The organism is Cognatishimia sp. SS12, from assembly GCF_028369055.1.
Taxonomy (GTDB): Bacteria; Pseudomonadota; Alphaproteobacteria; order Rhodobacterales; family Rhodobacteraceae; genus Cognatishimia.
The window spans coordinates 849,309-868,992 of record NZ_JAQNCZ010000001.1 but is presented as its reverse complement, the minus strand read 5'-3'; the positions used below and the strand labels follow the sequence as shown (position 1 = coordinate 868,992).

General features: G+C 60.2%; 17 protein-coding genes. 3 read left to right on the top strand and 14 right to left on the bottom strand.

Going from position 1 to position 19,684, the window contains the following annotated elements:
• Positions 1-23 precede the first annotated feature (23 nt).
• The gene (gene uvrA, locus N6L24_RS04305) at positions 24-2,882 is read left to right on the top strand and encodes an excinuclease ABC subunit UvrA (RefSeq protein ID WP_271843398.1); all 2,859 of its coding nucleotides are present in this window, start codon (positions 24-26) and stop codon (positions 2,880-2,882) included.
• A gap of 54 nt (positions 2,883-2,936) precedes the next feature.
• On the opposite strand, the gene N6L24_RS04300 is transcribed toward uvrA, so the two are convergent.
• The 6 genes from N6L24_RS04300 to N6L24_RS04275 form a co-directional block, all read right to left on the bottom strand.
• Positions 2,937-3,335, bottom strand: a complete 399-nt coding sequence (locus N6L24_RS04300) for a hypothetical protein (RefSeq protein ID WP_271843397.1) — start codon at positions 3,333-3,335, stop codon at positions 2,937-2,939.
• Between the two features lie 91 nt (positions 3,336-3,426).
• Positions 3,427-5,205 (bottom strand): allophanate hydrolase, encoded by a 1,779-nt coding sequence (gene atzF, locus N6L24_RS04295; protein WP_271843396.1) that lies wholly within the window; start codon positions 5,203-5,205, stop codon positions 3,427-3,429.
• Between the two features lie 17 nt (positions 5,206-5,222).
• The gene (locus N6L24_RS04290; RefSeq protein ID WP_271843395.1) at positions 5,223-6,851 is read right to left on the bottom strand and encodes a dipeptide ABC transporter ATP-binding protein; all 1,629 of its coding nucleotides are present in this window, start codon (positions 6,849-6,851) and stop codon (positions 5,223-5,225) included.
• A 3-nt stretch (positions 6,852-6,854) separates the two neighbouring features.
• The gene (locus N6L24_RS04285; protein WP_271843394.1) at positions 6,855-7,748 is read right to left on the bottom strand and encodes an ABC transporter permease; all 894 of its coding nucleotides are present in this window, start codon (positions 7,746-7,748) and stop codon (positions 6,855-6,857) included.
• On the bottom strand, positions 7,748-8,767 hold the full coding sequence (locus tag N6L24_RS04280; RefSeq protein WP_271843393.1) for an ABC transporter permease: 1,020 nt from the start codon (positions 8,765-8,767) through the stop codon (positions 7,748-7,750). The genes N6L24_RS04285 and N6L24_RS04280 overlap by 1 nt, the downstream gene beginning before the upstream one ends.
• A complete protein-coding gene (locus tag N6L24_RS04275) occupies positions 8,767-10,389 on the bottom strand; it encodes an ABC transporter substrate-binding protein (RefSeq protein WP_271843392.1) in 1,623 nt (540 codons plus the stop codon). Before N6L24_RS04275 ends, N6L24_RS04280 begins: the two co-directional genes overlap by 1 nt.
• A 146-nt stretch (positions 10,390-10,535) precedes the next feature.
• On the opposite strand from N6L24_RS04275, the gene N6L24_RS04270 reads away from it, so the two are divergent.
• Positions 10,536-11,435 carry a LysR family transcriptional regulator gene (locus N6L24_RS04270; protein WP_271843391.1) on the top strand — a complete coding sequence of 300 codons (900 nt, stop codon included), beginning with the start codon at positions 10,536-10,538 and terminating at the stop codon, positions 11,433-11,435.
• 11 nt (positions 11,436-11,446) lie between these two features.
• Here the strand turns inward: N6L24_RS04270 and N6L24_RS04265 are convergent, their stop codons facing one another.
• Positions 11,447-11,884, bottom strand: a complete 438-nt coding sequence (locus tag N6L24_RS04265; protein ID WP_271843390.1) for an excinuclease ABC subunit A — start codon at positions 11,882-11,884, stop codon at positions 11,447-11,449.
• Positions 11,885-12,021: 137 nt separating this feature from the next.
• On the opposite strand from N6L24_RS04265, the gene N6L24_RS04260 reads away from it, so the two are divergent.
• Positions 12,022-12,792 (top strand): helix-turn-helix transcriptional regulator, encoded by a 771-nt coding sequence (locus tag N6L24_RS04260; RefSeq protein ID WP_271843389.1) that lies wholly within the window; start codon positions 12,022-12,024, stop codon positions 12,790-12,792.
• A gap of 9 nt (positions 12,793-12,801) precedes the next feature.
• Here the strand turns inward: N6L24_RS04260 and N6L24_RS04255 are convergent, their stop codons facing one another.
• The 7 genes from N6L24_RS04255 to N6L24_RS04225 form a co-directional block, all read right to left on the bottom strand.
• Complete coding sequence (locus tag N6L24_RS04255) at positions 12,802-12,996, bottom strand: YgaP family membrane protein (RefSeq protein WP_271843388.1); 195 nt, start codon at positions 12,994-12,996, stop codon at positions 12,802-12,804.
• Positions 12,997-13,066: 70 nt separating this feature from the next.
• Positions 13,067-13,939, bottom strand: coding sequence for a 3-hydroxyisobutyrate dehydrogenase (gene mmsB / locus N6L24_RS04250; RefSeq protein WP_271843387.1), 873 nt, complete (start codon positions 13,937-13,939; stop codon positions 13,067-13,069).
• A gap of 23 nt (positions 13,940-13,962) precedes the next feature.
• Positions 13,963-14,991, bottom strand: a complete 1,029-nt coding sequence (locus tag N6L24_RS04245) for an enoyl-CoA hydratase/isomerase family protein (RefSeq protein WP_271843386.1) — start codon at positions 14,989-14,991, stop codon at positions 13,963-13,965.
• 20 nt (positions 14,992-15,011) lie between these two features.
• Positions 15,012-16,151, bottom strand: coding sequence for an acyl-CoA dehydrogenase family protein (locus tag N6L24_RS04240; RefSeq protein ID WP_271843385.1), 1,140 nt, complete (start codon positions 16,149-16,151; stop codon positions 15,012-15,014).
• A 128-nt stretch (positions 16,152-16,279) separates the two neighbouring features.
• Positions 16,280-17,413, bottom strand: a complete 1,134-nt coding sequence (locus N6L24_RS04235) for a carboxylate-amine ligase (RefSeq protein ID WP_271843384.1) — start codon at positions 17,411-17,413, stop codon at positions 16,280-16,282.
• A gap of 123 nt (positions 17,414-17,536) precedes the next feature.
• Complete coding sequence (locus N6L24_RS04230) at positions 17,537-17,980, bottom strand: hypothetical protein (RefSeq protein WP_271843383.1); 444 nt, start codon at positions 17,978-17,980, stop codon at positions 17,537-17,539.
• 188 nt (positions 17,981-18,168) lie between these two features.
• Positions 18,169-19,668: a CoA-acylating methylmalonate-semialdehyde dehydrogenase gene (locus N6L24_RS04225; protein WP_271843382.1), complete on the bottom strand. Its 1,500-nt coding sequence runs from the start codon at positions 19,666-19,668 to the stop codon at positions 18,169-18,171.
• Between the last annotated feature and the right edge of the window lie 16 nt (positions 19,669-19,684).

Below are 19,684 nucleotides of genomic sequence, written 5' to 3'. Positions count from 1 at the left end.
GGGGGATAAGTCTTGGGGGCCGCATGGCTGAGCTGAAAAACATCGAAGTGCGCGGCGCGCGCGAGCATAATCTGAAATCCATCGACGTGGATATTCCGCGCGATCAGCTGGTGGTGATCACCGGCCTGTCGGGGTCCGGTAAATCCTCGCTCGCGTTTGACACGATTTATGCCGAAGGGCAGCGCCGTTACGTTGAAAGCCTGTCGGCCTATGCGCGCCAGTTCCTTGATATGATGGAAAAGCCGGATGTGGATCACATCAGCGGCCTCAGCCCGGCGATTTCGATTGAGCAGAAAACCACATCGAAAAACCCGCGCTCTACCGTCGGGACTGTGACCGAAATCTACGACTATATGCGGTTGCTGTTTGCCCGCGTCGGCACGCCCTATTCGCCGGCCACCGGTCTGCCGATCGAGGCGCAGCAGGTGCAGGACATGGTGGATCGCATCATGGCACTGGAGGAGGGCACGCGCGGCTATCTGTTGGCTCCGATCGTGCGTGACCGCAAAGGCGAATACAAAAAAGAATTTCTTGAGCTGCGCAAACAGGGCTTTCAGCGCGTCAAGGTCGATGGCGAATTCCATGAGCTCGACACGCCGCCGACGCTGGACAAGAAATTCCGCCATGATATCGACGTGGTGGTCGACCGGATCGTAGTGCGCGAAGGGCTGGAAACGCGGCTGGCGGATTCGCTGCGCACCGCGCTGGATCTGGCGGATGGCATTGCCATTCTGGAAACCGCCCCGAGCGAAGGCGAGGCCGAGCGCATCACCTTTTCAGAGAAATTTGCCTGCCCGGTCAGCGGCTTTACCATCCCGGAAATTGAACCGCGGCTGTTTTCGTTTAACGCGCCATTCGGGGCCTGCCCGAAATGTGACGGTCTGGGGATGGAGCTGTTCTTTGACGAACGTCTGGTGGTGCCGGATGCAACGCTGAAGGTCTATGACGGCGCGCTGGCCCCGTGGCGCAAGGGCAAATCGCCCTATTTCCTGCAGACCATCGAAGCCATTGCAAAACATTACGAATTTGACAAGAACACCGCGTGGAAGAACCTGCCCAAACATGTGCAGCAGGTGTTCCTCTATGGGTCGGGCGAAGAGGAAATCGCATTCCGCTATGATGAGGGCGGCCGGGTCTATCAGGTGACGCGCGTTTTCGAAGGCGTGATCCCCAATATGGAACGCCGCTATCGCGAAACGGATTCAAACTGGATTCGCGAAGAATTTGAACGCTATCAGAACAATCGCCCCTGCGGGGCCTGTCGCGGCCATCGTCTGCGCGACGAAGCGCTGGCAGTGAAGATCGCTGAAAAGCACATCGGCCATATTGTGCAGCTGTCGATCCGCGAAGCGCTCGGTTGGATCGAAGCGGTGCCAGAGAGCCTGAGTGCGCAGAAAAACGAAATCGCCCGCGCCATTGTCAAAGAAATCCGTGAGCGTCTGGGCTTTCTCAACAATGTGGGGCTGGAGTACCTGTCGCTGTCGCGCAGCTCCGGTACGCTTTCGGGCGGCGAGAGCCAGCGTATCCGGCTGGCCTCGCAGATCGGGTCTGGCCTGACCGGGGTGCTTTACGTGCTGGACGAGCCGTCAATTGGCCTGCACCAGCGCGACAATGACCGGCTGCTTGGCACGTTGAAAAACCTGCGCGATCAGGGCAATACCGTGATCGTGGTCGAACATGACGAAGAGGCGATCCGCGAGGCGGATTATGTCTTTGACATCGGTCCCGGCGCGGGGGTGCATGGCGGCCAGGTTGTGGCCCAGGGCACGCCCGCGGATATTATCGCTGATGCCGCCTCGCTCACTGGGCAGTATCTGTCGGGCAAGCGCGAAATTTCCGTCCCGGCCGAACGTCGCACGGGCAATGGCAAATCGGTGCAGGTGGTCAAGGCCACTGGCAACAACTTGCAGAATGTCACCGCAGATTTCCCGCTCGGCAAATTTGTCTGCGTCACCGGCGTGTCGGGCGGTGGCAAATCCACGCTGACGATTGAAACCCTGTTCAAGACCGCCTCCATGCGGCTCAACGGCGCGCGGCAGACGCCTGCGCCTTGCGAGACGATCAAGGGGCTGGAGCATCTGGATAAGGTGATTGACATCGATCAACGCCCGATTGGCCGCACGCCGCGCTCCAACCCGGCGACCTATACCGGGGCCTTTACACCGATCCGGGACTGGTTTGCCGGCCTGCCTGAGTCCAAGGCGCGCGGCTATAAGCCGGGGCGCTTTAGCTTTAACGTTAAAGGCGGGCGCTGCGAGGCCTGTCAGGGCGATGGTGTCATCAAGATCGAGATGCACTTTCTGCCTGACGTCTATGTGACCTGCGAAACCTGCGATGGCGCGCGTTATAATCGCGAAACGCTGGAGATTAAATTCAAAGGCAAATCCATCGCGGATGTGCTGGATATGACCGTCGAAGATGCGCAGACCTTCTTTCAGGCGGTGCCGTCTATTCGCGACAAGATGGATGCGCTGGCCCGCGTTGGCCTTGGCTATATCAAGGTCGGGCAACAGGCGACCACGCTCTCTGGCGGTGAGGCGCAGCGGGTGAAGCTGTCAAAAGAACTCGCCAAACGTTCCACCGGGCGCACGCTCTACATTCTGGATGAGCCGACCACAGGTCTGCATTTCGAAGATGTGCGCAAACTCCTAGAGGTGCTGCATGAGCTGGTGGATCAGGGCAACACGGTTGTGGTGATCGAACACAATCTTGATGTGGTGAAAACCGCTGATCATATCATCGACATCGGCCCCGAGGGCGGCGATGGCGGCGGCGAGATTGTCGCCAAAGGCACGCCCGAAGAGGTGGCCGAGGTGGCGCGCAGCCACACCGGGCATTACTTGAAACCAATGTTGTCGGCCAAGAAAGTCGCTGCAGAATAAAAAAAACGCGCCGGAAATTACCGGCGCGTTTTCTTTTGAAATGGCTCTGATGGCTTAGTTCAGCACCGCTGCGATCGCGCCAACCAGATCCAGCACTTCGGCGCTTTCTTCGTCGACGCGATAGAGATAATCGCCAACCCGGTAGTAGGTTTCATCGGCCTCAAGTCCGTAGCGTTCCGGGTTTTCAAGCCGGGCGTAGTTTTCCACCACGATCAGATCCCCCTCGACATATGGCGCATCGGCATAGTCCGGGTGCTTCTTGGCCTGACCGGGCGGAATACACGGTGGGTTCTTTTTCGCCAGCCCGGGGGGACAGTGCTGCGCGGCACTGCTTTGCGCGGTATGTTTCACCTTGCCGTGACCCTTTCCCTTGTCCTTGCCATTGTCGGCCAGCGCGGCGAAGGGCGCAGTGGCGGCCAAAGCGGCGCTCAGAATAAATGCAGCTGCTTTCATCATAGCCTCCTGATGTTTTCTTTCCTCTACAGGGGGATAACGATCAGCGGCAGGGGAAGTTCCTCAGCGCCCGGGTTTCAGCGAATAACCGCTATGTGGCGTGGGCCGGCACCTGCGTATCGGGCGCAGCCAAGAATTTGCGCCAACTGCCAAGATGGGTGATATCCTCGGCCCCCTGAACGCCTGACGTTTCCACCAGAAAGCCGTGGGTGGCGTCGCCGTTTTGCAGCTCGACAGTTCCGATGGACAGCGGGGCTGGTATTCCGGCCAGAAAATCGCCCATCGCGGTTTTCGGCAGGGCCCAGACCTCCACTTCAATCTCGGCCCCTTTTTCAATGCGCAAGAGACCGGGCCGCTGCGGCGGGCCACCGGCAAGCGCATAAAGCCGGTATCGTGGCGCAGTGGTGGTCGCGCGCAACAGACGCGCGCCGCGCGCGGTCAGCTCGTGATTAAGCGCCATGCCCGACATATGCGCCCCGCAGACTGCCAGCGCAATTTCGTCCGGCAGTGCTGTTTCGGGGGCCGGGGCAAGTGGTTCCTCGGCAAAGGCCGCGGCCAGGCTGGCGATCTGCGCGTCCTGACCACTGGGGGCCAGCAAGGTAACAGACCCGGGCCGCCCGTCGCTGCGGGCCGCGGAAGGCACGGCGATGCCGCACATATCGAGCAGGTTCACAAAATTCGTATAGGTACCAAGGTTGGAATTGGGCGTAACCGGATCAGCCTCAAGCTCGGCCACGGTGTAAAATGTCGGGATGGTCGGCACGCACAGCATATCGACCCCCGCGAGCAGGCTCTGCGCTGCGCGCTCCAGCTCTTTCAGGCGATAGATGCCGCGAAAAGCATCCGCTGCCGATAGGGATTGGGCCGCCCCGACAATTTGTGCTGTGGTGGGATGCAGCGCCTCGGGCTTGTTGCGCATCAGATCTTCGATCACCGTATAGCGTTCGGCCACCCAGGCCCCGTCATAGAGCATCTCGGCAACTGCATAGAGGGGCGTGAAGTCCAATTCGACAATCTGTGCGCCCAGGGCGCTCAGCCGGGTCAGGCTGTCTTGATAGCTGGCGGCCTGCACAACATCGCCAAAGAAGATGCGCGAGGCGGCATCGGGCACTCCAACTGTGAAACTTTCGGGCAGTTCGGTCAGCAGGCCGGGGGCGATGTCCTTGGAATAGGCATCCGCCGGGTCAAGGCCGCTGGCGATCTGAAAGGCGGCAAAGGCGTCATGCACATTGGCGGCGAAAATCGAAATCGTATCGAGCGTGCGGCAGGCCGGCACCACGCCAGAGGCCGACAGCGCGCCGAGCGAAGGTTTCAGCCCGACAATGTTGTTTAACGCGGCAGGCACGCGCCCGGATCCTGCGGTGTCCGTGCCAAGCGAGAAGGTGACAAAGCCATGGCCGACGGCCACACCTGAGCCGCTGGAGGAGCCACCGGGCACAATCTCGGGGTCAATGGCGTTCTTAGGCACCCCATAGGGGGATCGCACGCCCACAAGGCCCGTTGCAAATTGATCAAGGTTGGTTTTGCCGATGACCAAAGCCCCGGCTGCGCGCAGTTTTGCCACCACAAAGGCGTCGACCTCGGGCGTATAGGCATAATCTGGGCAGGCGGCTGTTGTCGGGAGCCCGGCCACGTCGATATTGTCCTTGGCCACAAAGGGCACGCCCCAGAGCGGCTGCGCGTCTGAGCGCGCGGGCAGCGCTTCGGCCTCGTCCAGGACTTCCTGCATCGGGCGCAGGTGGATGAAAATCGCCGGGTCCTCGGTGGCGTCAATTCGGCGGTAGACCTCGTGGATGATGTCGGCGGGGGTTGCACCTTTGTCATAAGCCGTACGCAGCGCAGTGAGGGTCAGGGGCATGTCTTTGGTCATATCTGGGTCTTTCCGAATTAAGCTGCGACAGATTTGGGGGGCTGGGGCGCGGCCTCGATCAGCGCGCGGGTATAGGGGTGGCTGGGGGTGTCCATCACTTGGGCGGTGGGGCCACGGTCGACGATGTCGCCCTGTTTCATAACCAGCACTTCGTCACAGAGCAGCCGCACAACGTTGAGATCATGGCTGACAAAGAGATAGGACATGCCCATCTGCGCCCGCAGGTCGACCAGCAGGTTCAATACAATGGCCTGAATCGACACATCCAGCGCGGCGGTGGGTTCATCCAAAATCAAAAGCTTCGGCTCCAGCGCGATGGCGCGGGCAATGCCCACACGGGCTTTCTGGCCGCCAGAGAGCTGGTGCGGAAAACGGCTCAGCAGCGGTTGTGGCAGGCCCACGAGTTCGGCCAATTCGGCGACACGCGCGCTCAGCTTGCTGCCGCGCATGCCATCGATCCGCGCCAGCGGTTCGGCAATCGCCGCCGCTGCGGTGCCGCGCGGATTGAGGCTGTCGGTGGCGTCCTGAAACACCATCTGGATATCTCGCCGCATCGGGTGGCGCATAAAGCGGGCAGAGGGGGTGGCCGCGATGTCCTGGCGGTCAAAGATGATATTGCCCGAGGACGGATCCTGCAGGCGCACAATCATTTCCGAGGTGGTTGATTTTCCGCTGCCGCTTTCCCCAACCAGCCCCAGCGATTGCCCGGCGTTGATGTCAAATGAAATGCCTTTGACGGCCTGCACGGGGCCGGATTTGCCGGGATAGGTTTTCACCAGATCGCGCACTTCGAGCAGCGGGTTGCTTTGCACCCGGAGCTTCGGCTCCGGGCGGCGGGCCTCGGGCGGCAAGAGCGTGCGGAGCGAGGCCCCAAGGCGCGGGGTCGCATCAACGAGCTTGCGTGTGTAGGCGTGCTGTGGGTTGGTGAACAGCTGCGCGGGCACGTCTTCTTCGACGATCAGCCCGTCTTTCATGACAACAATCCGGTCGCAATATTGCGAGGCAAGCCCAAGGTCGTGGGTGATCAGGATCATGCCCATACCACGAGCTTTCGCGAGGTCCCCGACCAAGTCCATCACCGCCTTTTGCGTTGTGATATCCAGCCCGGTGGTCGGCTCATCCGCAATCAGAAGCCGGGGTTTGCAGGCCAGCGCAATGGCTATGACAATGCGTTGGCACATGCCCCCGGAGAGCTCAAAGGGATAAGCGTCATAGCGGGCGGCCGCATCGTTGATCTTGACCGCTTTGAGGGCGGCGATGGCTTTTTCTTTGGCATCCTGACGGGTGGCTTGGGCGTGGCGGATCAACACATCTTCGATCTGATGCCCGACGCGGCGAATGGGGTTGAGCGCCGCGCGCGGGTTCTGGAAAATCATCGAGATTTCCCGCCCCCGGATGTCGCGCATGTCTTTTTCCGAGGCGGCGCGCAGGTCGATGCCGCTGTAGGTCACATCGCCCGTGCGGATCTCGCCCCCTGCATCCAGAATGCGCATCAGCGCATATGAGGTCACGGATTTGCCAGAGCCGCTTTCTCCGACAATGCCAAGCGTCTCGCCCTTGGCGACATTCAGGGAGATGCCGCGCACAGCGTTGACCTCGCCCTTGCGGGTCTTGAAGGCCACGGACAGGTTGTTGATGGACAGCATGGCTCAGGTCCTTTTGCGGGGATCAACGATGTCACGCAGACCGTCGCCGAGCAGATTGAAGGTAAAGACGGCCAGCATCAGCCAAAGGCCTGGGAACAGCGCGAGCCACCATTCACCCGAGACAATGAAATTTGCGCCCTCAGCGACCATGATCCCCCATTCCGGGGTGGGCGGGCGCACGCCAAGACCAATAAAGCTCAGCCCGGCTGCATTCAGAATGGCCCAGCCCAGGTTGAGGGACACCTGCACCATCATTGGGGGCAGCGCATTGGGAAAGATATGTACAGCCAAGACCCGCAGATCGCTGTTGCCCGCCAATTTGGCCGCTTGGGCAAAGCCCGCGTGCCGGCGGATGTTCACCTCGGCCCGCACCAGCCGGGCGTAAAACGGAATGTTGATGATCGCCGTGGCGTAGATGATGTTTTCAACCGTATTGCCAAGCGCCGCCACAACGCCCATGGCCAGCACAAACAGCGGAAAGGCCATGATGGTATCAAGGCACCGGTTCAGCACCGCATCCAGCCATCCGCCCCAATAACCTGCGATTGATCCAAGGACCGAGCCAAGCGCAAAGCTCAGCGCCACAGCGGCGACCGAGATTGTCAGATCGAGCCGTGTGGCGACAATGACGCGGCTAAAGACATCGCGGCCCAGATTGTCGGTGCCAAACCAATGATCCCAGCTGGGCGCTTCCAAGGCGCGGGCGGCATGGGTGGCAAGCGGGTCATAGGGCACCAAGGCAGGGCCAAAGACGGCGCAGCCGAGGAAAAAGGCCAGCATGGCAAAGGCCAGAAGCGTCACGGGGTTATCGCGCAGCACATAGGCAATATGTCCCAGCGTCGTATCGCCTTGGTGCGCCGGCGCGCGCGGGGTCTCGGGGGCAGTCATATCAGCCATCAATTCAATCCGATCCGGGGGTCGATCAGCGCATAGGCGATGTCGATAATGAGGTTGAGGACAACGAAGAGCAGGGCCATTGCCAGCACAAAGCCCTGCACGGCGGCATAATCTGAGACGACCAGCGCCTCGACCGCGTAGGAGCCGATGCCGGGCCAGGCAAAGACCTTTTCAACCAGCACGTTTGCGCCAAGCGTGAAGGAAAACACCATGCCCAGCGTGGTCACAACGGGCAGCAGGGCGTTGCGGAAGGCATAGCCATAGAGCACCTTGCGGCTGCCCAGCCCGGCGGCGCGCGCGGTGCGGATGAAATCCGAAGACAGCGCCGAAAGCATGGCCGCGCGTGTCATGCGGGCGATGGGGGCCAGCGTGAACAGGGCCAGGGTGGTTGCGGGCAGGATCAGCTGCTTGAGCGCGCCAAACCAGGTTTCAAAGTCGCCCGCCACAGCCGCGTCAATCAGGTAAAAGCCGGTGACATGCGGTGGTGAAAGATAAATGAAATCAAGCCGCCCCAGCGGCGAAGGGGCCAGACCGGTCAGATAGTAGAACACATAAATCAGCACGATGCCGGTGAAAAACGTTGGCATCGACACGCCCGCCGTCACCAGAACTCGGCAGAGGTGATCCACCCATGTGCCCGGCCGTGTGGCGGCCAAAACGCCCAGCGGAATGGCAATCGCGCAGGACAGGAGCAGCGCAACAAGGGTCAGTTCCAGCGAGGCCGGAAGGCGCGCCGCCAGGTCGGCCAGCACGGTCTGCCCCGTGGTCAGCGAGGTGCCCAGCTCGCCGCGGGCAAGATCGCCGACGTAATAAAAAAACTGCTGCAACAAGGGCTTGTCCAAACCCAGAGCTTCGCGAATTTCTGCAATCGACTCGGCATCCGCGGCCGGTCCGGCGAAATAGGCCGCCGGATCGCCGGGCAGGGCGCGTGTCAGCACAAACGATATGACAACGACGCCCAAGATCACCGGGATCGCCTGGGCCACGCGGCCCAGGATCATTTTTGCACGCGGGCTCATCAGCTGGTCGCCGATGTCAGTGGACGCACGTCCAGCTGGCGGTGGAACCAGAATTCATAGCCGTCAGCCCCGTTCATGGCCACGTTGAGCGCCGGTTGCCAAAGCGGAATGCGCGGCAGGTCTTCAAAGGCGATCTGCATCATCCGTTTGATGTTCGGCGCATAGGCCGGATCATCCACCGCAATGTGCAGCGTGTCATCCACCAGCTTCTCGATCTCTTCGTTCAGGTAGTTGGATGAGTTGAACAGATGCCCGTGTTTATAGGCCCAGAAGAAATAGTAATCTGGGGTATTCAGCCAGCCGCCGAAATTCTCAAGGTGCAGCGGCAGGCGCTTTTCCACCAGTGCGGCCGAACGCCAGTTGGCACCTGGGATTTTTTCGATCTGGGTTTTGATGCCGATTTCAGCAAAGGATTCCTGCAACAAGAGCGCCGTGGGTTCCATCCAGTCGGCCAGACCCAAGCTGATGGAAAGCGGCACTTCAAAGCCAGAGGCAAAGCCTGAGGCGGCCATATGCTCCTTGGCCTTGGCCAGATCCGTCATAAAGGGAGATTTGCGTGGCCAGGCGGTATCGCTGATCTCTGCATCGCCCCCCCAGAGCGGTGCGCCGCGCCCATAAGCGGCGGTCTGGAAAATGGCCTCATAGGGGATCGCGTAGGCCAGCGCTTTGCGCACATTGGCATCCTGGAAAGGCTCAAAATTGAAGTTGGGGCACAGGCAATGCATGCAGTTTTCAATCGGGGTGGAATAGACATCCACGCCCGGCATTGCATCCAGCTCTGCGGCGTCTTTGTTGGGGATGTTGAAGGACATCTGCACATCGCCCCGTTCCACCAAGGCGCGGCGGGTGGCCGGGCTTGGCACTTCTCGCACGATCACGCGCTCAAAGCTTGGCAGCGGGCCACCAACCCAAGCGTCATTGCGTTCATAGACCAGCTGTTGACCCTGATCCCAACGCGCCACCTTGAAGGCCCCGGAGCCTGCAGGCGTGGTGTGCAAATAGTCCATCGCCCATGGGTCATCGTCGGTGGCATTGGCCTTGGCGACTTCGGCGTTGATGATAAATGGCACCGGCACGGCGAGGTCTGGCAGCGTCAGCTTGGATGGTTTGTCGAGTTTGATCACAAAGGTTTCGTCATCGACCGCTTCGAATTGGTCAGGCCGCAAAAGACCGCCTGCTTTCATCTGAACCGAGGGGAAGCCGCCCGCAGAGACCGCGCGGTCAAACGACCATTTCACATCCGCGGCTGTGACCTTGCGGCCATCCCAGAATGTGGCGTCGGGTTTCAGTTTGAAGGTCATGGTCAGACCGTCGTCAGAGGTGGTCCAGCTTTCGGCGAGTTCGGGTTCGATCACCGTATAATCATAAGACAAGCCGCCACCGGGGGCCGCTTTGGTGCCAAAGCTGACAAGACGGTCATAGCAGTTCACCGCCACCTGATAAGAGGCGCGGTTGGTGCCGGTGCGATGCAGATCCAGGCTGTTGATGGTCTGGCCAGACACAACAACGATTGTGCCGCCAGTCGCGGCCTGGGCGGGCATCGCCTTGAGAAAGGGCAGCATCGCGGCACCCACGGTGGCACCGGAATATTTGAGGAACGTTCTGCGAGAAGTTTCGGTCATGGCAGGTCCTTTGCGCATGGGAGGAGAGATGCAGGAACGGTGCCACTAGGAAGTGATGCAAACAAATGCTAAGAATGAACTATAGTGATGCAAAAAATGCATCACTCAACCCGAAGTGGTAGTTGCAGAGCGGTAAGGACAGTAGGATGCGCCATCTGATGATTTACGACATGATCGAAGCGGTGCATCGGTCCGGCTCCATCCGCAAAGCGGCGGAAGATACCAATATCACCGCCTCGGCCCTCAATCGGCGCATCCAGACCTTTGAGGATGAATTTGGCTCTGAGATCTTTGAACGGCTGCCGCGCGGCATGCGTCTCAACCCGGCGGGAGAGCTGTTGTTGCACCATATTCGCCAACAACGACAGGACCTTGCGCGGGTGCACAGCCAAGTGGCGGATCTGTCGGGGGTGCGCCGGGGCCACGTTAAAATAGCCTGTTCGCAGGCGCTGCTGCCCTATTTTCTGCCGCGCGAGATTTCGCGCTACCGGGCAGAGTTTCCGAATGTGACCTTCACAGTCAACGTGCGCGATCGTATTCAGGCCGAACAGGATTTGGTCAACTTTGACAGTGACTTGGCCCTGGTTTTTGAACCAGCGCATATGGTGGACTTTGAGGTGCTGCATGCGGTGCATCAACCGGTCATGGCGCTGATGTCCACGGCGCATCCGCTGGCGGGGCGAGAAAGCCTGCGGTTGCGCGATTGTATGGAATACGACCTTGTTCTGCCTGCGCCGCAATTTGGGGTCCGGGTGCTTTTGGATCAGGCGGCCGCGAAATTGGGCCGCAAACTTGAGCCGGCGCTGGAGACCGACAGTTTTGACATGGTACGCCATTTCGCGGCCTACGGGCAGGGAATCGGCTTTCAGATCCCCGTCGGCCTCAATACCCTCGCGCGCCCCGACATGACCTTTGTGCCGGTTTCGGAGCGCGACGTTTTGGGCGGCGATCTTTACCTGGGGCATCTTCGGGGGCGCACCTTGCCGGTTGCGGCGCTCAAGTTTGCCCATCAGGTCGCGACAGCCTTGTCAGCGGCGCGCGCCTAGCGTGGTCAGTGTCAGGCCGCGCGGGGTGATCTGCGCGCCCGGTTCAGCAGCAGAGGCCCCAGAAAGAGCGCCAAAAACAGGCTGTTGAGCGGAATGTTGAACCACGCGCCCCCCGCTAGCGATCCAGCGCAATCGCTGATGTACCAGCCCAGAATGCCTGCGCCCAAAAGGCGCCCGCCCAGCTGCGGATCATGCGCATAGACATGTTTGGTGACGCCCCAGCCAAGAACCCCATAGCCCAGCATGATCCCGCCCGACACCGCGCTGAGCAGCGCCGCCGCACCTGGGGTGATGGATTGCGATCCATCCAGCGGCAGATAGATCAGATCCACGGCAAAATTCAGCCCCCCATAAAGGCCGGTGACGACGGTGAGCACCATGAAGGCCCCCATCGCAATGGCAGCGCCATGGGCAAATAAAAGCGCGCGGGTTGCTGTGTCATGTGTCATCGGACATCTCCTGTTTCGCAATTTGGTTGCCTATGCCCGCTCTGATACGCGGCGCGGCAGCGGCCAATCAATTACCTTTGAGGTAGGTGTATTCGCGCAGGATGCGGCCTATGCTGCTGCCAATCGCAGGAGGTCCCATGCAGCAGTCATTTGCTGAAACGCTCAAATCATGGCGCGGGGTGCGGCATCGCAGTCAGCTTGACCTTGCGTTGTCCACCGGGGTGTCGGCGCGGCATATTTCCTTTTTGGAAACCGGGCGTGCCCGTCCCAGCCGCGCCATGGTGCTGCGTCTTTGTGAAGATCTCAATGTGCCGCGCGGCGCGCGCAACCAGATGTTGGCGGCGGTCGGGCTGGCCCCGGCTTATGAGGCCCGCGCACTCAGCGCGGCAGAGTTGGCCCCGCTGAAAGAGGCGGTGGATTGGATGCTGACGCGCCATGCCCCATACCCGGCGATCGCGCTTGACCGGCATTGGGGCCTTGTGGCGATGAACCCGGTCGCCGCCCTGATGTTTGGTGCAGTGGGGATCAAAGAGGGGGATAGCCTGATCGAGGCCGTTCTACACAACATCGCCCTGCGCGCCGCGATCGTTAATGTGGCAGAAGTGGAGGCGCTGGCCTTGGCGCGGCTGCGCACCGAGCTGGCGCATTTTGGGCGCGACGCGGTGCTGGAAGCGGCGATTGCGGCGCTGCAATCGCGCGTGGCTGGTACAGAAGCAGCGCCCGCACTGGGGGCGCTGCCTGCGATGATGCCAGCTGTCTATCAATTGGCGGATCAGCAGCTGTCGCTCTTCTCCACCATCAGCCAATTCGGAGCCACCGAAGATATCGCCATGGCTGATCTGCGCATCGAACTGTTCTTTCCGGCAGATGAGGCAACGCGCGTGGCGCTCACCGCGCTGGAACCATAGGCCGGCGCCTCAGCTGGGCTTATGCGGGCAGGTGGACAGACCAAACAGGCTGTAAAGCGGGCATCGCCGCATCAGGCCTGTGAGCAGCGGCACAACGCCAATCCACATCCAAAGCCCATAGCCCATCAGCGCGCCAACAATCAGCAGCGCGCCAATAAGAATGCGCAGGGCACGGTCCACGGTGCCAACATTGATATCAAACATCCCGGTCTCCCTTCAGGTCAGGTTTCCCGGAAAGCCTATGTCATATTCTGTCTATGGAATATGATCTGGATCAAGCGCGGTTTCTTTTTTCAAACCGCGGCAGCATGGCCGAAAAATCGCGTCCCGCGCCATCTTCGTCCTCGACAAACTGCGTATAGAGCGCCTCGGCCAGCGCGCCCATCGGCGTGTCTGCATCCGCAGAGCCAGCGGCCTGTTGTGACAGGCGGAGGTCTTTTAACATAAGCTCGGCGGCAAAACCGGGAACATAGCCGTTGTCTGCCGGGCTTTGCGGGCCGACACCGGGGGCGGGGCAGTAGGCATTCATGCTCCAGCTATAGCCGGAGGAGGTGCTGACCACGTCAAACATCTTTTGCCGGTCCAGCCCCAGTTTGTCGGCAAGGGCAAAGGCCTCGCAGGTGGCTATCATGGTGACGCCAAGGATCATGTTGTTGCAGATCTTGGCGGCCTGACCAGCGCCCGCGTCGCCGCAGTGCACCGCCTTTTGCCCCATGATGTCAAAGAGCGGCGCGACCGATGCAAAAGCCTCGGCACCGCCGCCGGCCATAAAGGTGAGCGTACCGCCAGCCGCGCCGCCAATGCCGCCGGAAACCGGCGCATCCACCGCCAGCAGGCCTGCCGCTTCGGCCTGCGCCGCAACCGCGCGCGCGCTGTCTACGTCGACGGTGGAGCAGTCCAGCAACGTGGCCCCAGCACGCATCGCAGGGATGACGTCATTAGCCACCGCGCGCAAGATCGCGCCATTGGGTAGCATGGTGATCACTACATCGGCGTCGGTCGCCGCCGCGGTGGCAGAGGCGACAAGGCGGACGCCGTCGATTGCCACATCCGCCATATCAAAGCCGATCACCTCGTGACCGGCCTTGGCCAGATTGGCTGCCATCGGGCCGCCCATATTGCCCAGTCCGATAAATCCGATACGCATGGCCATTCCTCCCGTAAATGTCCTTAAAATGTCAGTTCATCCGCCCCCAGCGGTGCCAGCAGGGCCAGCGCCGCCGCCGTGTTCGGGGCGTCCAGAGTCTCGCTCCATTGTGGGCTGCGGTCTTTGTCGATCACGGCGGCGCGCACGCCTTCGAGAAAATCGCTGTCCGCCATCGCGCGATGGGTAAAACGGTATTCCGCGCGCAGGGCGTCGCGGATATCGCCAGATTCGCGGGCGCGTTTGATCAGCTCCAATGTTGCCACCATCGACAGGGGCGAATTGCGCATCAAGGCTTTTAGCGCCTTGGCGGCAACTTCGGTGTCGTCGGCGCGCAGAGCTGCGGTGATCTCAGCCAGAGTCTCACCCGCAAAAAGCGCATCGATCTGCGCGGCGTTGGCTCCCAAGGGGCCGGTGCCTGGTTCTTGCGCCATCTCGGCAATAACGCCCAGATCGCCGGTTGCCTCAAGCTGTGCAATCAAGTCTGGCCAGGCCTCTTCGGGCACGAAGCTGTCCGCAAAGCCGGACAGGATGGCATCTGCGGCGTTGAGCCGCCCGGCGGTCAAACCGAGATAGGGGCCAAGCTGCCCCGGCGCGCGGGCCAAAAGCAGGCTGCCGCCCACATCCGGGATCAGACCAATCCCAGTTTCCGGCATGGAAATTTGGGAGCTTTCGCCGACAATCCGGTGGCTGCCATGACAGCCGACGCCCACGCCGCCGCCCATGGTGAAGCCCTGCATCAGGGACACGATCGGTTTGGGGTAGTCGGCGATTTTGGCGTTCATGCGATATTCATCGCGCCAGAACTGTCGGCCAACCTCATAATCCCCGGCGCGGCCACTGTGATAGAGTGCCGCAATATCACCGCCCGCGCAGAACGCCTTGTCGCCTTCGGCGTCAATGAGGATCAGCTGCACTTCCGGGTCATCGCGCCAGGCATCCAGCGCGGTTTCGATCTGCAGCGCCATCTCGTGAGAGAGGGCATTCAGCGCCTTGGGGCGCCTGAAGGTGATGCGCCCGGCGACGCCAATTTTTCGGGTCTGGATATCACTCATCAATCGGTCTTTCCGTCGCCTTAGCTGTTGATCAGCTGTCGCGCCACGATCAGGCGCATGACCTCGTTGGTGCCCTCAAGGATCTGATGCACCCTGAGATCGCGCACGATTTTTTCGATGCCATAATCGGCAAGATAGCCATACCCACCATGCAGCTGCAGACAGCCGTTGGCGACCTCAAAGGCCACATCTGTCACCATCAGCTTGGCCATAGCGCAGAATTTGGTGGCGTCCGGGGCCTTGTTGTCAAGCTTCCAGGCTGCCTGACGCAGAAAGGTGCGGGCGGCTTGCAGCTTGGTTTCATACTCCGCAAGACGGAATTGCAGCGCCTGAAACTGGTCGATGCTGCGGCCAAAGGCCTTGCGTTCCGACATATATTGCACGGTCTGATCGAGTGCCTTTTGCGCGCCGCCAAGCGCGCCTGCCGAAATATTCAGGCGGCCGCCATCAAGCCCGGCCATCGCATAGGCAAAACCGCGCCCTTCGTCGCCCACAAGGTTTTCGTCCGGCACTTGGCAATCATCCATTTGCACGGTGGTGGTGGGCTGGGCTTTCCAGCCCATCTTGTGTTCCGGCGCGCCAAAGCTGAGGCCCGCGCTGCCATCTTCGATCACCACGGTTGAAATGCCTTTCGGTCCGCCTTCGCCCGTGCGGCACATGACGATATAGGCGTCAGAGTAGGAACCGCCCGAGATAAAGGCTTTGGCCCCGTTGAGCACATAGCCATCATCGGTCTTTTCTGCGCGTGTCTTAAGCGCCGCCGCATCCGAACCTGATCCGGGTTCGGTCAGGCAGTAGGAAAAGATCTTATCCATGCTGCACAGCGCTGGCAGGTATTTCTGCTTCAGCGCTTCGGAGCCGAATTTGTCCAGCATGCCGCCGCACATATTGTGGATCGATAGGAAAGACCCAACAGCCGGGCAAGACATGGCCAGCGCTTCAAACACCAGCGTTGCGTCCAGACGCGACAGGCCTGAGCCGCCGTAGTTTTCAGAGACATAGAGTCCGCCAAAACCCAGCTCTGCCAGTTTGGGCCAGAGGTCTTTGGGGATCGTGCCCGCCGCTTCCCATTCTTGCGCGAAAGGCGCGATATGTTCTTCGCCAAAGCTTTTGGCCATGTCGAAAATCAATGTCTGTTCTTCGGAAAGCGCAAAGTCCATCGAAGTCTCCCAATCAACAATTGAACGTTTGTTTAATAATAGGAGTGTTTCTCAAATGTGTCAGGCACAAAGCGACGGCGCGACGTCGCGTCGTTAGCGGCCGGGCGCGGGGTGCGCCCAGCCTAGGCTTATAAATCCGCGTGGAATTCTTCGGTCAGGTGGCGCACCACGTCCCGCATAGCATCTTGCTGCGATTTGCCGGCGGCCATCGACTCGGCCAGAACCTTGCGCTGAGTTTCGGCGCTATTGCCTTGGCGGGCGATGTCGCAGGCGTGTTCAATCTCTGCCGTGCTGTCAAAAAAGGCGCTGTCTTCTTCGAGCAATTCGGTCAGCTCGCACATCAGATCGTCAAAGGGAATGATTTCGCGGCGGCCAAAATCAATCAGCCCCTCGCTGGTGCCATAGCGCTGCGCGCGCCAGCGGTTTTCCTTGATCAGGAAATTGTCATACAGCCGCCAGCGCTGATTGCGGGTTTGCAATCGGTAGAGCATACGCGCCAGCGCCTGGTTGAGCGCGGCAAGCGTCAGCGTGGTTTCCAGCCGGGGGGAGACATCGCAGATGCGGGTTTCCAGCGTCGGAAATTTGCTGGAGGGGCGCAGATCCCACCAGACCTTGGAGCTGTCCTCAATCACCCCCAGCATCACCAGTGCCTGGATGGACCGTTCCCATTGCCCCCAGCTGTCCATCACCTGCGGAAGCCCGGTGCGCGGCAGGTTGTCAAAAACTGTCAGGCGATAGCAAGACAGCCCGGTGTCATCACCCTGCCAGAAGGGCGAGGAGCCGGACAACGCCAGAAGATGCGGTAGAAAATAGCTGAGCTGGTTCATCAGATCGATGCGCATTTCGCGACTTTCGATCCCGACATGCACATGCATGCCGCAGATCAGCATGCGCCGCGCAACGCCGCCCAGGCTGGTCTTGAGCGCATTGTAGCGTTCTTTATCGGTATGATGCTGGTCGCGCCAATCGCTGAACGGATGGCAAGAGGCGGCGATGGGCGCGAGGTTGTATTTGCCCGCAACCTTGGCAACGGTGCTGCGCAAATGTTTCAGGTCTTCGCGCGCCTCGGCGACATTTTTGCAGACGCGGGTGCCAATCTCGATCTGGCAATCCAGAAACTCGGGGCTGACCTGATCCTGAAGCGCGGCGGTGCATTCCTCCATCAGCGCCTGTGGGGCAGGGGCGAGGTCCAGAGAGTCCTTGTCGACCAACAGGTATTCTTCTTCGACGCCAATGGTGAAATCGGGGGGCTTGATGGCCATTTTTCCTCCTCCGCGCTTGTATCGCTTTCTTTTTATATCAAGGAGTAAGGCAGCATTTTTTGGCGGGGGCAAGGGCAGAGCCGCCGATAAAATGAGATGAGTGGTGGGGCGGATGATCCGCCCTCAACTGATGAGGCGCGCGTGGTGAGACTCTGATAAATTGCGATAGTGCGCCAGCGTGCCGGACCCGGCGGGCAAATGAAATGAGGCCTTGGCCTCGGTGCGAAAGATCTCGACGTCAAGAAACGCGGCCTCTGCGCTCAGCGATTGGATGATGCGCGCCATGCCAAAGCTAAGGTCATTGGGCGCAAACAGAACAAGCCGCAGCGTCAGTGCGAGCGTTGCATAGTGGCGCGCAAGGCGGCCGTGAATAACATTGAGCTGCTCAAAATTCAGGTCAGTTTCTGTCACGCCGGACAGGTCCACAAGCGTCACAAGCCGCCCTTTGCAGTCGGGGGAAACGCGATCGTCGACACGCCAATCCATCAGGTCCTGCAACGTGACAACGCCATAGCATTGTACGAACAGAAGGTTGTCGTTTGCGATGGGCGTCGTGACGGTTGGCATGGAACGGTCGCTCTATCATGGGTAGAAATAGCATCGGCAGTATTATGCTTGTCGGCAATATGTTAAGAAAAAAATAACTATCCGTGACTTCTGGGCGTCACATGGTGCCGAATGTAACGCACTGAAAATACAAGGCCCCGTCTTTTCGGCGGGGCCATGTACTTGTTTTGGGGCAGCTTAGGTCGGGGTTATTCCATCGCCTTGAAGTTGAATTCGCCACCTTCCTTGATGCCGGATGGCCAACGCGAGGTGATGGTTTTTGTGCGGGTGTAGAATTTGAATGCATCCGGGCCGTGCTGATTGAGATCGCCAAAGGCAGATTTCTTCCAGCCGCCAAAGGTGTGATAGGCCAGCGGCACGGGGATTGGCACGTTGATGCCCACCATGCCGATATTGATGCGATTGGCAAAATCACGCGCCGTGTCCCCATCGCGGGTGTAGATCGCGGTGCCATTGCCATATTCGTGGTCCATCGCCAGGGCAATCGCCTCTTCATACGACGCGGCGCGCACGGTCGACAGCACCGGACCGAAGATCTCTTTCTTGTAGATATCCATGTCCGGGGTCACGCGGTCAAAGAGATGCGCGCCGACGAAAAAGCCGTCTTCGTACCCTTGCAGGTTAAAATCGCGGCCATCCACCACAAGTTCGGCGCCCTGATCGATACCAGTTTGCACCAGGCTGAGGATATTGTCTTTGGCGGCGGCGGTCACAACCGGGCCGTAGTCGACATCATCGCCTGCGGTGTAGGGACCAACCTTGAGGGCTTCAATGCGTGGCACCAGCTTTTCGATCAGGCGGTCTGCGGTCTCTTCGCCCACCGGGACAGCGACCGAGATGGCCATGCAGCGTTCGCCAGCTGCGCCATAGCCCGCGCCCACCAGCGCATCTGCGGCCTGATCCAGATCCGCGTCCGGCATGATGATCATGTGGTTTTTTGCACCGCCAAAACATTGCACCCGTTTGCCCTGCGCACAGCCGGTGCCATAGATATATTCGGCAATCGGGGTCGAGCCGACAAAGCCCACAGACTGGATGGTGTCATTGTAAAGGATCGCGTCGACGCTTTCCTTGTCGCCGTTCACCACCTGAAGGATGCCTTTGGGCAGGCCCGCTTCTTCCAGAAGCTCGGCCAGCATCAGCGGCACCGATGGGTCACGCTCTGATGGTTTCAGGATAAAGGCGTTGCCGCAGACAATCGCCGGAGCAAACATCCACATCGGGATCATGGCCGGGAAGTTGAATGGGGTGATGCCCGCCGTGACACCCAGCGCCTGGCGCATGGAATACATATCGATGCCGGGGCCGGCGCTGTCGGTGAATTCGCCCTTCAGCATTTGCGGTGCGCCGACGCAATATTCCACCACTTCCAAGCCGCGCTGAATGTCGCCCTTGGCATCAGGGATGGTTTTGCCGTGCTCGCGGCTCAGCGCCTCGGCCAGCTTGTCCATGTCGCGGTTCAGCAGGCCAACAAAGGCCATCATCACACGTGCGCGGCGCTGTGGATTGACTTTGGACCAGGCCACTTGCGCTTCGGCAGCGATCTCAACGGCATTGTCGAGCTCTGCTTTGCTCGCCAGCGGCACCTTGGCCTGCACCTCGCCCGTGGCGGGGTTGTACACATTGGCAAAACGGCCGGATGTGCCTTTGACGTGGGCACCGTTGATATAATGGGTCAGCTCTTGCATCGGATCCTCCTAATCC

Bases quoted from the DNA above. Each gene is read 5' to 3' on its own strand.
- N6L24_RS04275 (WP_271843392.1), bottom strand. From the start codon at position 10,389: ATGACCGAAACTTCTCGCAGAACGTTCCTCAAATATTCCGGTGCCACC.
- N6L24_RS04230 (WP_271843383.1), bottom strand. From the start codon at position 17,980: ATGCCAACCGTCACGACGCCCATCGCAAACGACAACCTTCTGTTCGTA.
- uvrA (WP_271843398.1), top strand. From the start codon at position 24: ATGGCTGAGCTGAAAAACATCGAAGTGCGCGGCGCGCGCGAGCATAAT.
- N6L24_RS04245 (WP_271843386.1), bottom strand. From the start codon at position 14,991: ATGAGTGATATCCAGACCCGAAAAATTGGCGTCGCCGGGCGCATCACC.
- N6L24_RS04270 (WP_271843391.1), top strand. From the start codon at position 10,536: ATGCGCCATCTGATGATTTACGACATGATCGAAGCGGTGCATCGGTCC.
- N6L24_RS04235 (WP_271843384.1), bottom strand. From the start codon at position 17,413: ATGGCCATCAAGCCCCCCGATTTCACCATTGGCGTCGAAGAAGAATAC.
- N6L24_RS04280 (WP_271843393.1), bottom strand. From the start codon at position 8,767: ATGAGCCCGCGTGCAAAAATGATCCTGGGCCGCGTGGCCCAGGCGATC.
- N6L24_RS04225 (WP_271843382.1), bottom strand. From the start codon at position 19,668: ATGCAAGAGCTGACCCATTATATCAACGGTGCCCACGTCAAAGGCACA.
- N6L24_RS04285 (WP_271843394.1), bottom strand. From the start codon at position 7,748: ATGGCTGATATGACTGCCCCCGAGACCCCGCGCGCGCCGGCGCACCAA.
- N6L24_RS04290 (WP_271843395.1), bottom strand. From the start codon at position 6,851: ATGCTGTCCATCAACAACCTGTCCGTGGCCTTCAAGACCCGCAAGGGC.
- mmsB (WP_271843387.1), bottom strand. From the start codon at position 13,939: ATGCGTATCGGATTTATCGGACTGGGCAATATGGGCGGCCCGATGGCA.
- N6L24_RS04260 (WP_271843389.1), top strand. From the start codon at position 12,022: ATGCAGCAGTCATTTGCTGAAACGCTCAAATCATGGCGCGGGGTGCGG.
- atzF (WP_271843396.1), bottom strand. From the start codon at position 5,205: ATGACCAAAGACATGCCCCTGACCCTCACTGCGCTGCGTACGGCTTAT.
- N6L24_RS04265 (WP_271843390.1), bottom strand. From the start codon at position 11,884: ATGACACATGACACAGCAACCCGCGCGCTTTTATTTGCCCATGGCGCT.
- N6L24_RS04255 (WP_271843388.1), bottom strand. From the start codon at position 12,996: ATGTTTGATATCAATGTTGGCACCGTGGACCGTGCCCTGCGCATTCTT.
- N6L24_RS04300 (WP_271843397.1), bottom strand. From the start codon at position 3,335: ATGAAAGCAGCTGCATTTATTCTGAGCGCCGCTTTGGCCGCCACTGCG.
- N6L24_RS04240 (WP_271843385.1), bottom strand. From the start codon at position 16,151: ATGGACTTTGCGCTTTCCGAAGAACAGACATTGATTTTCGACATGGCC.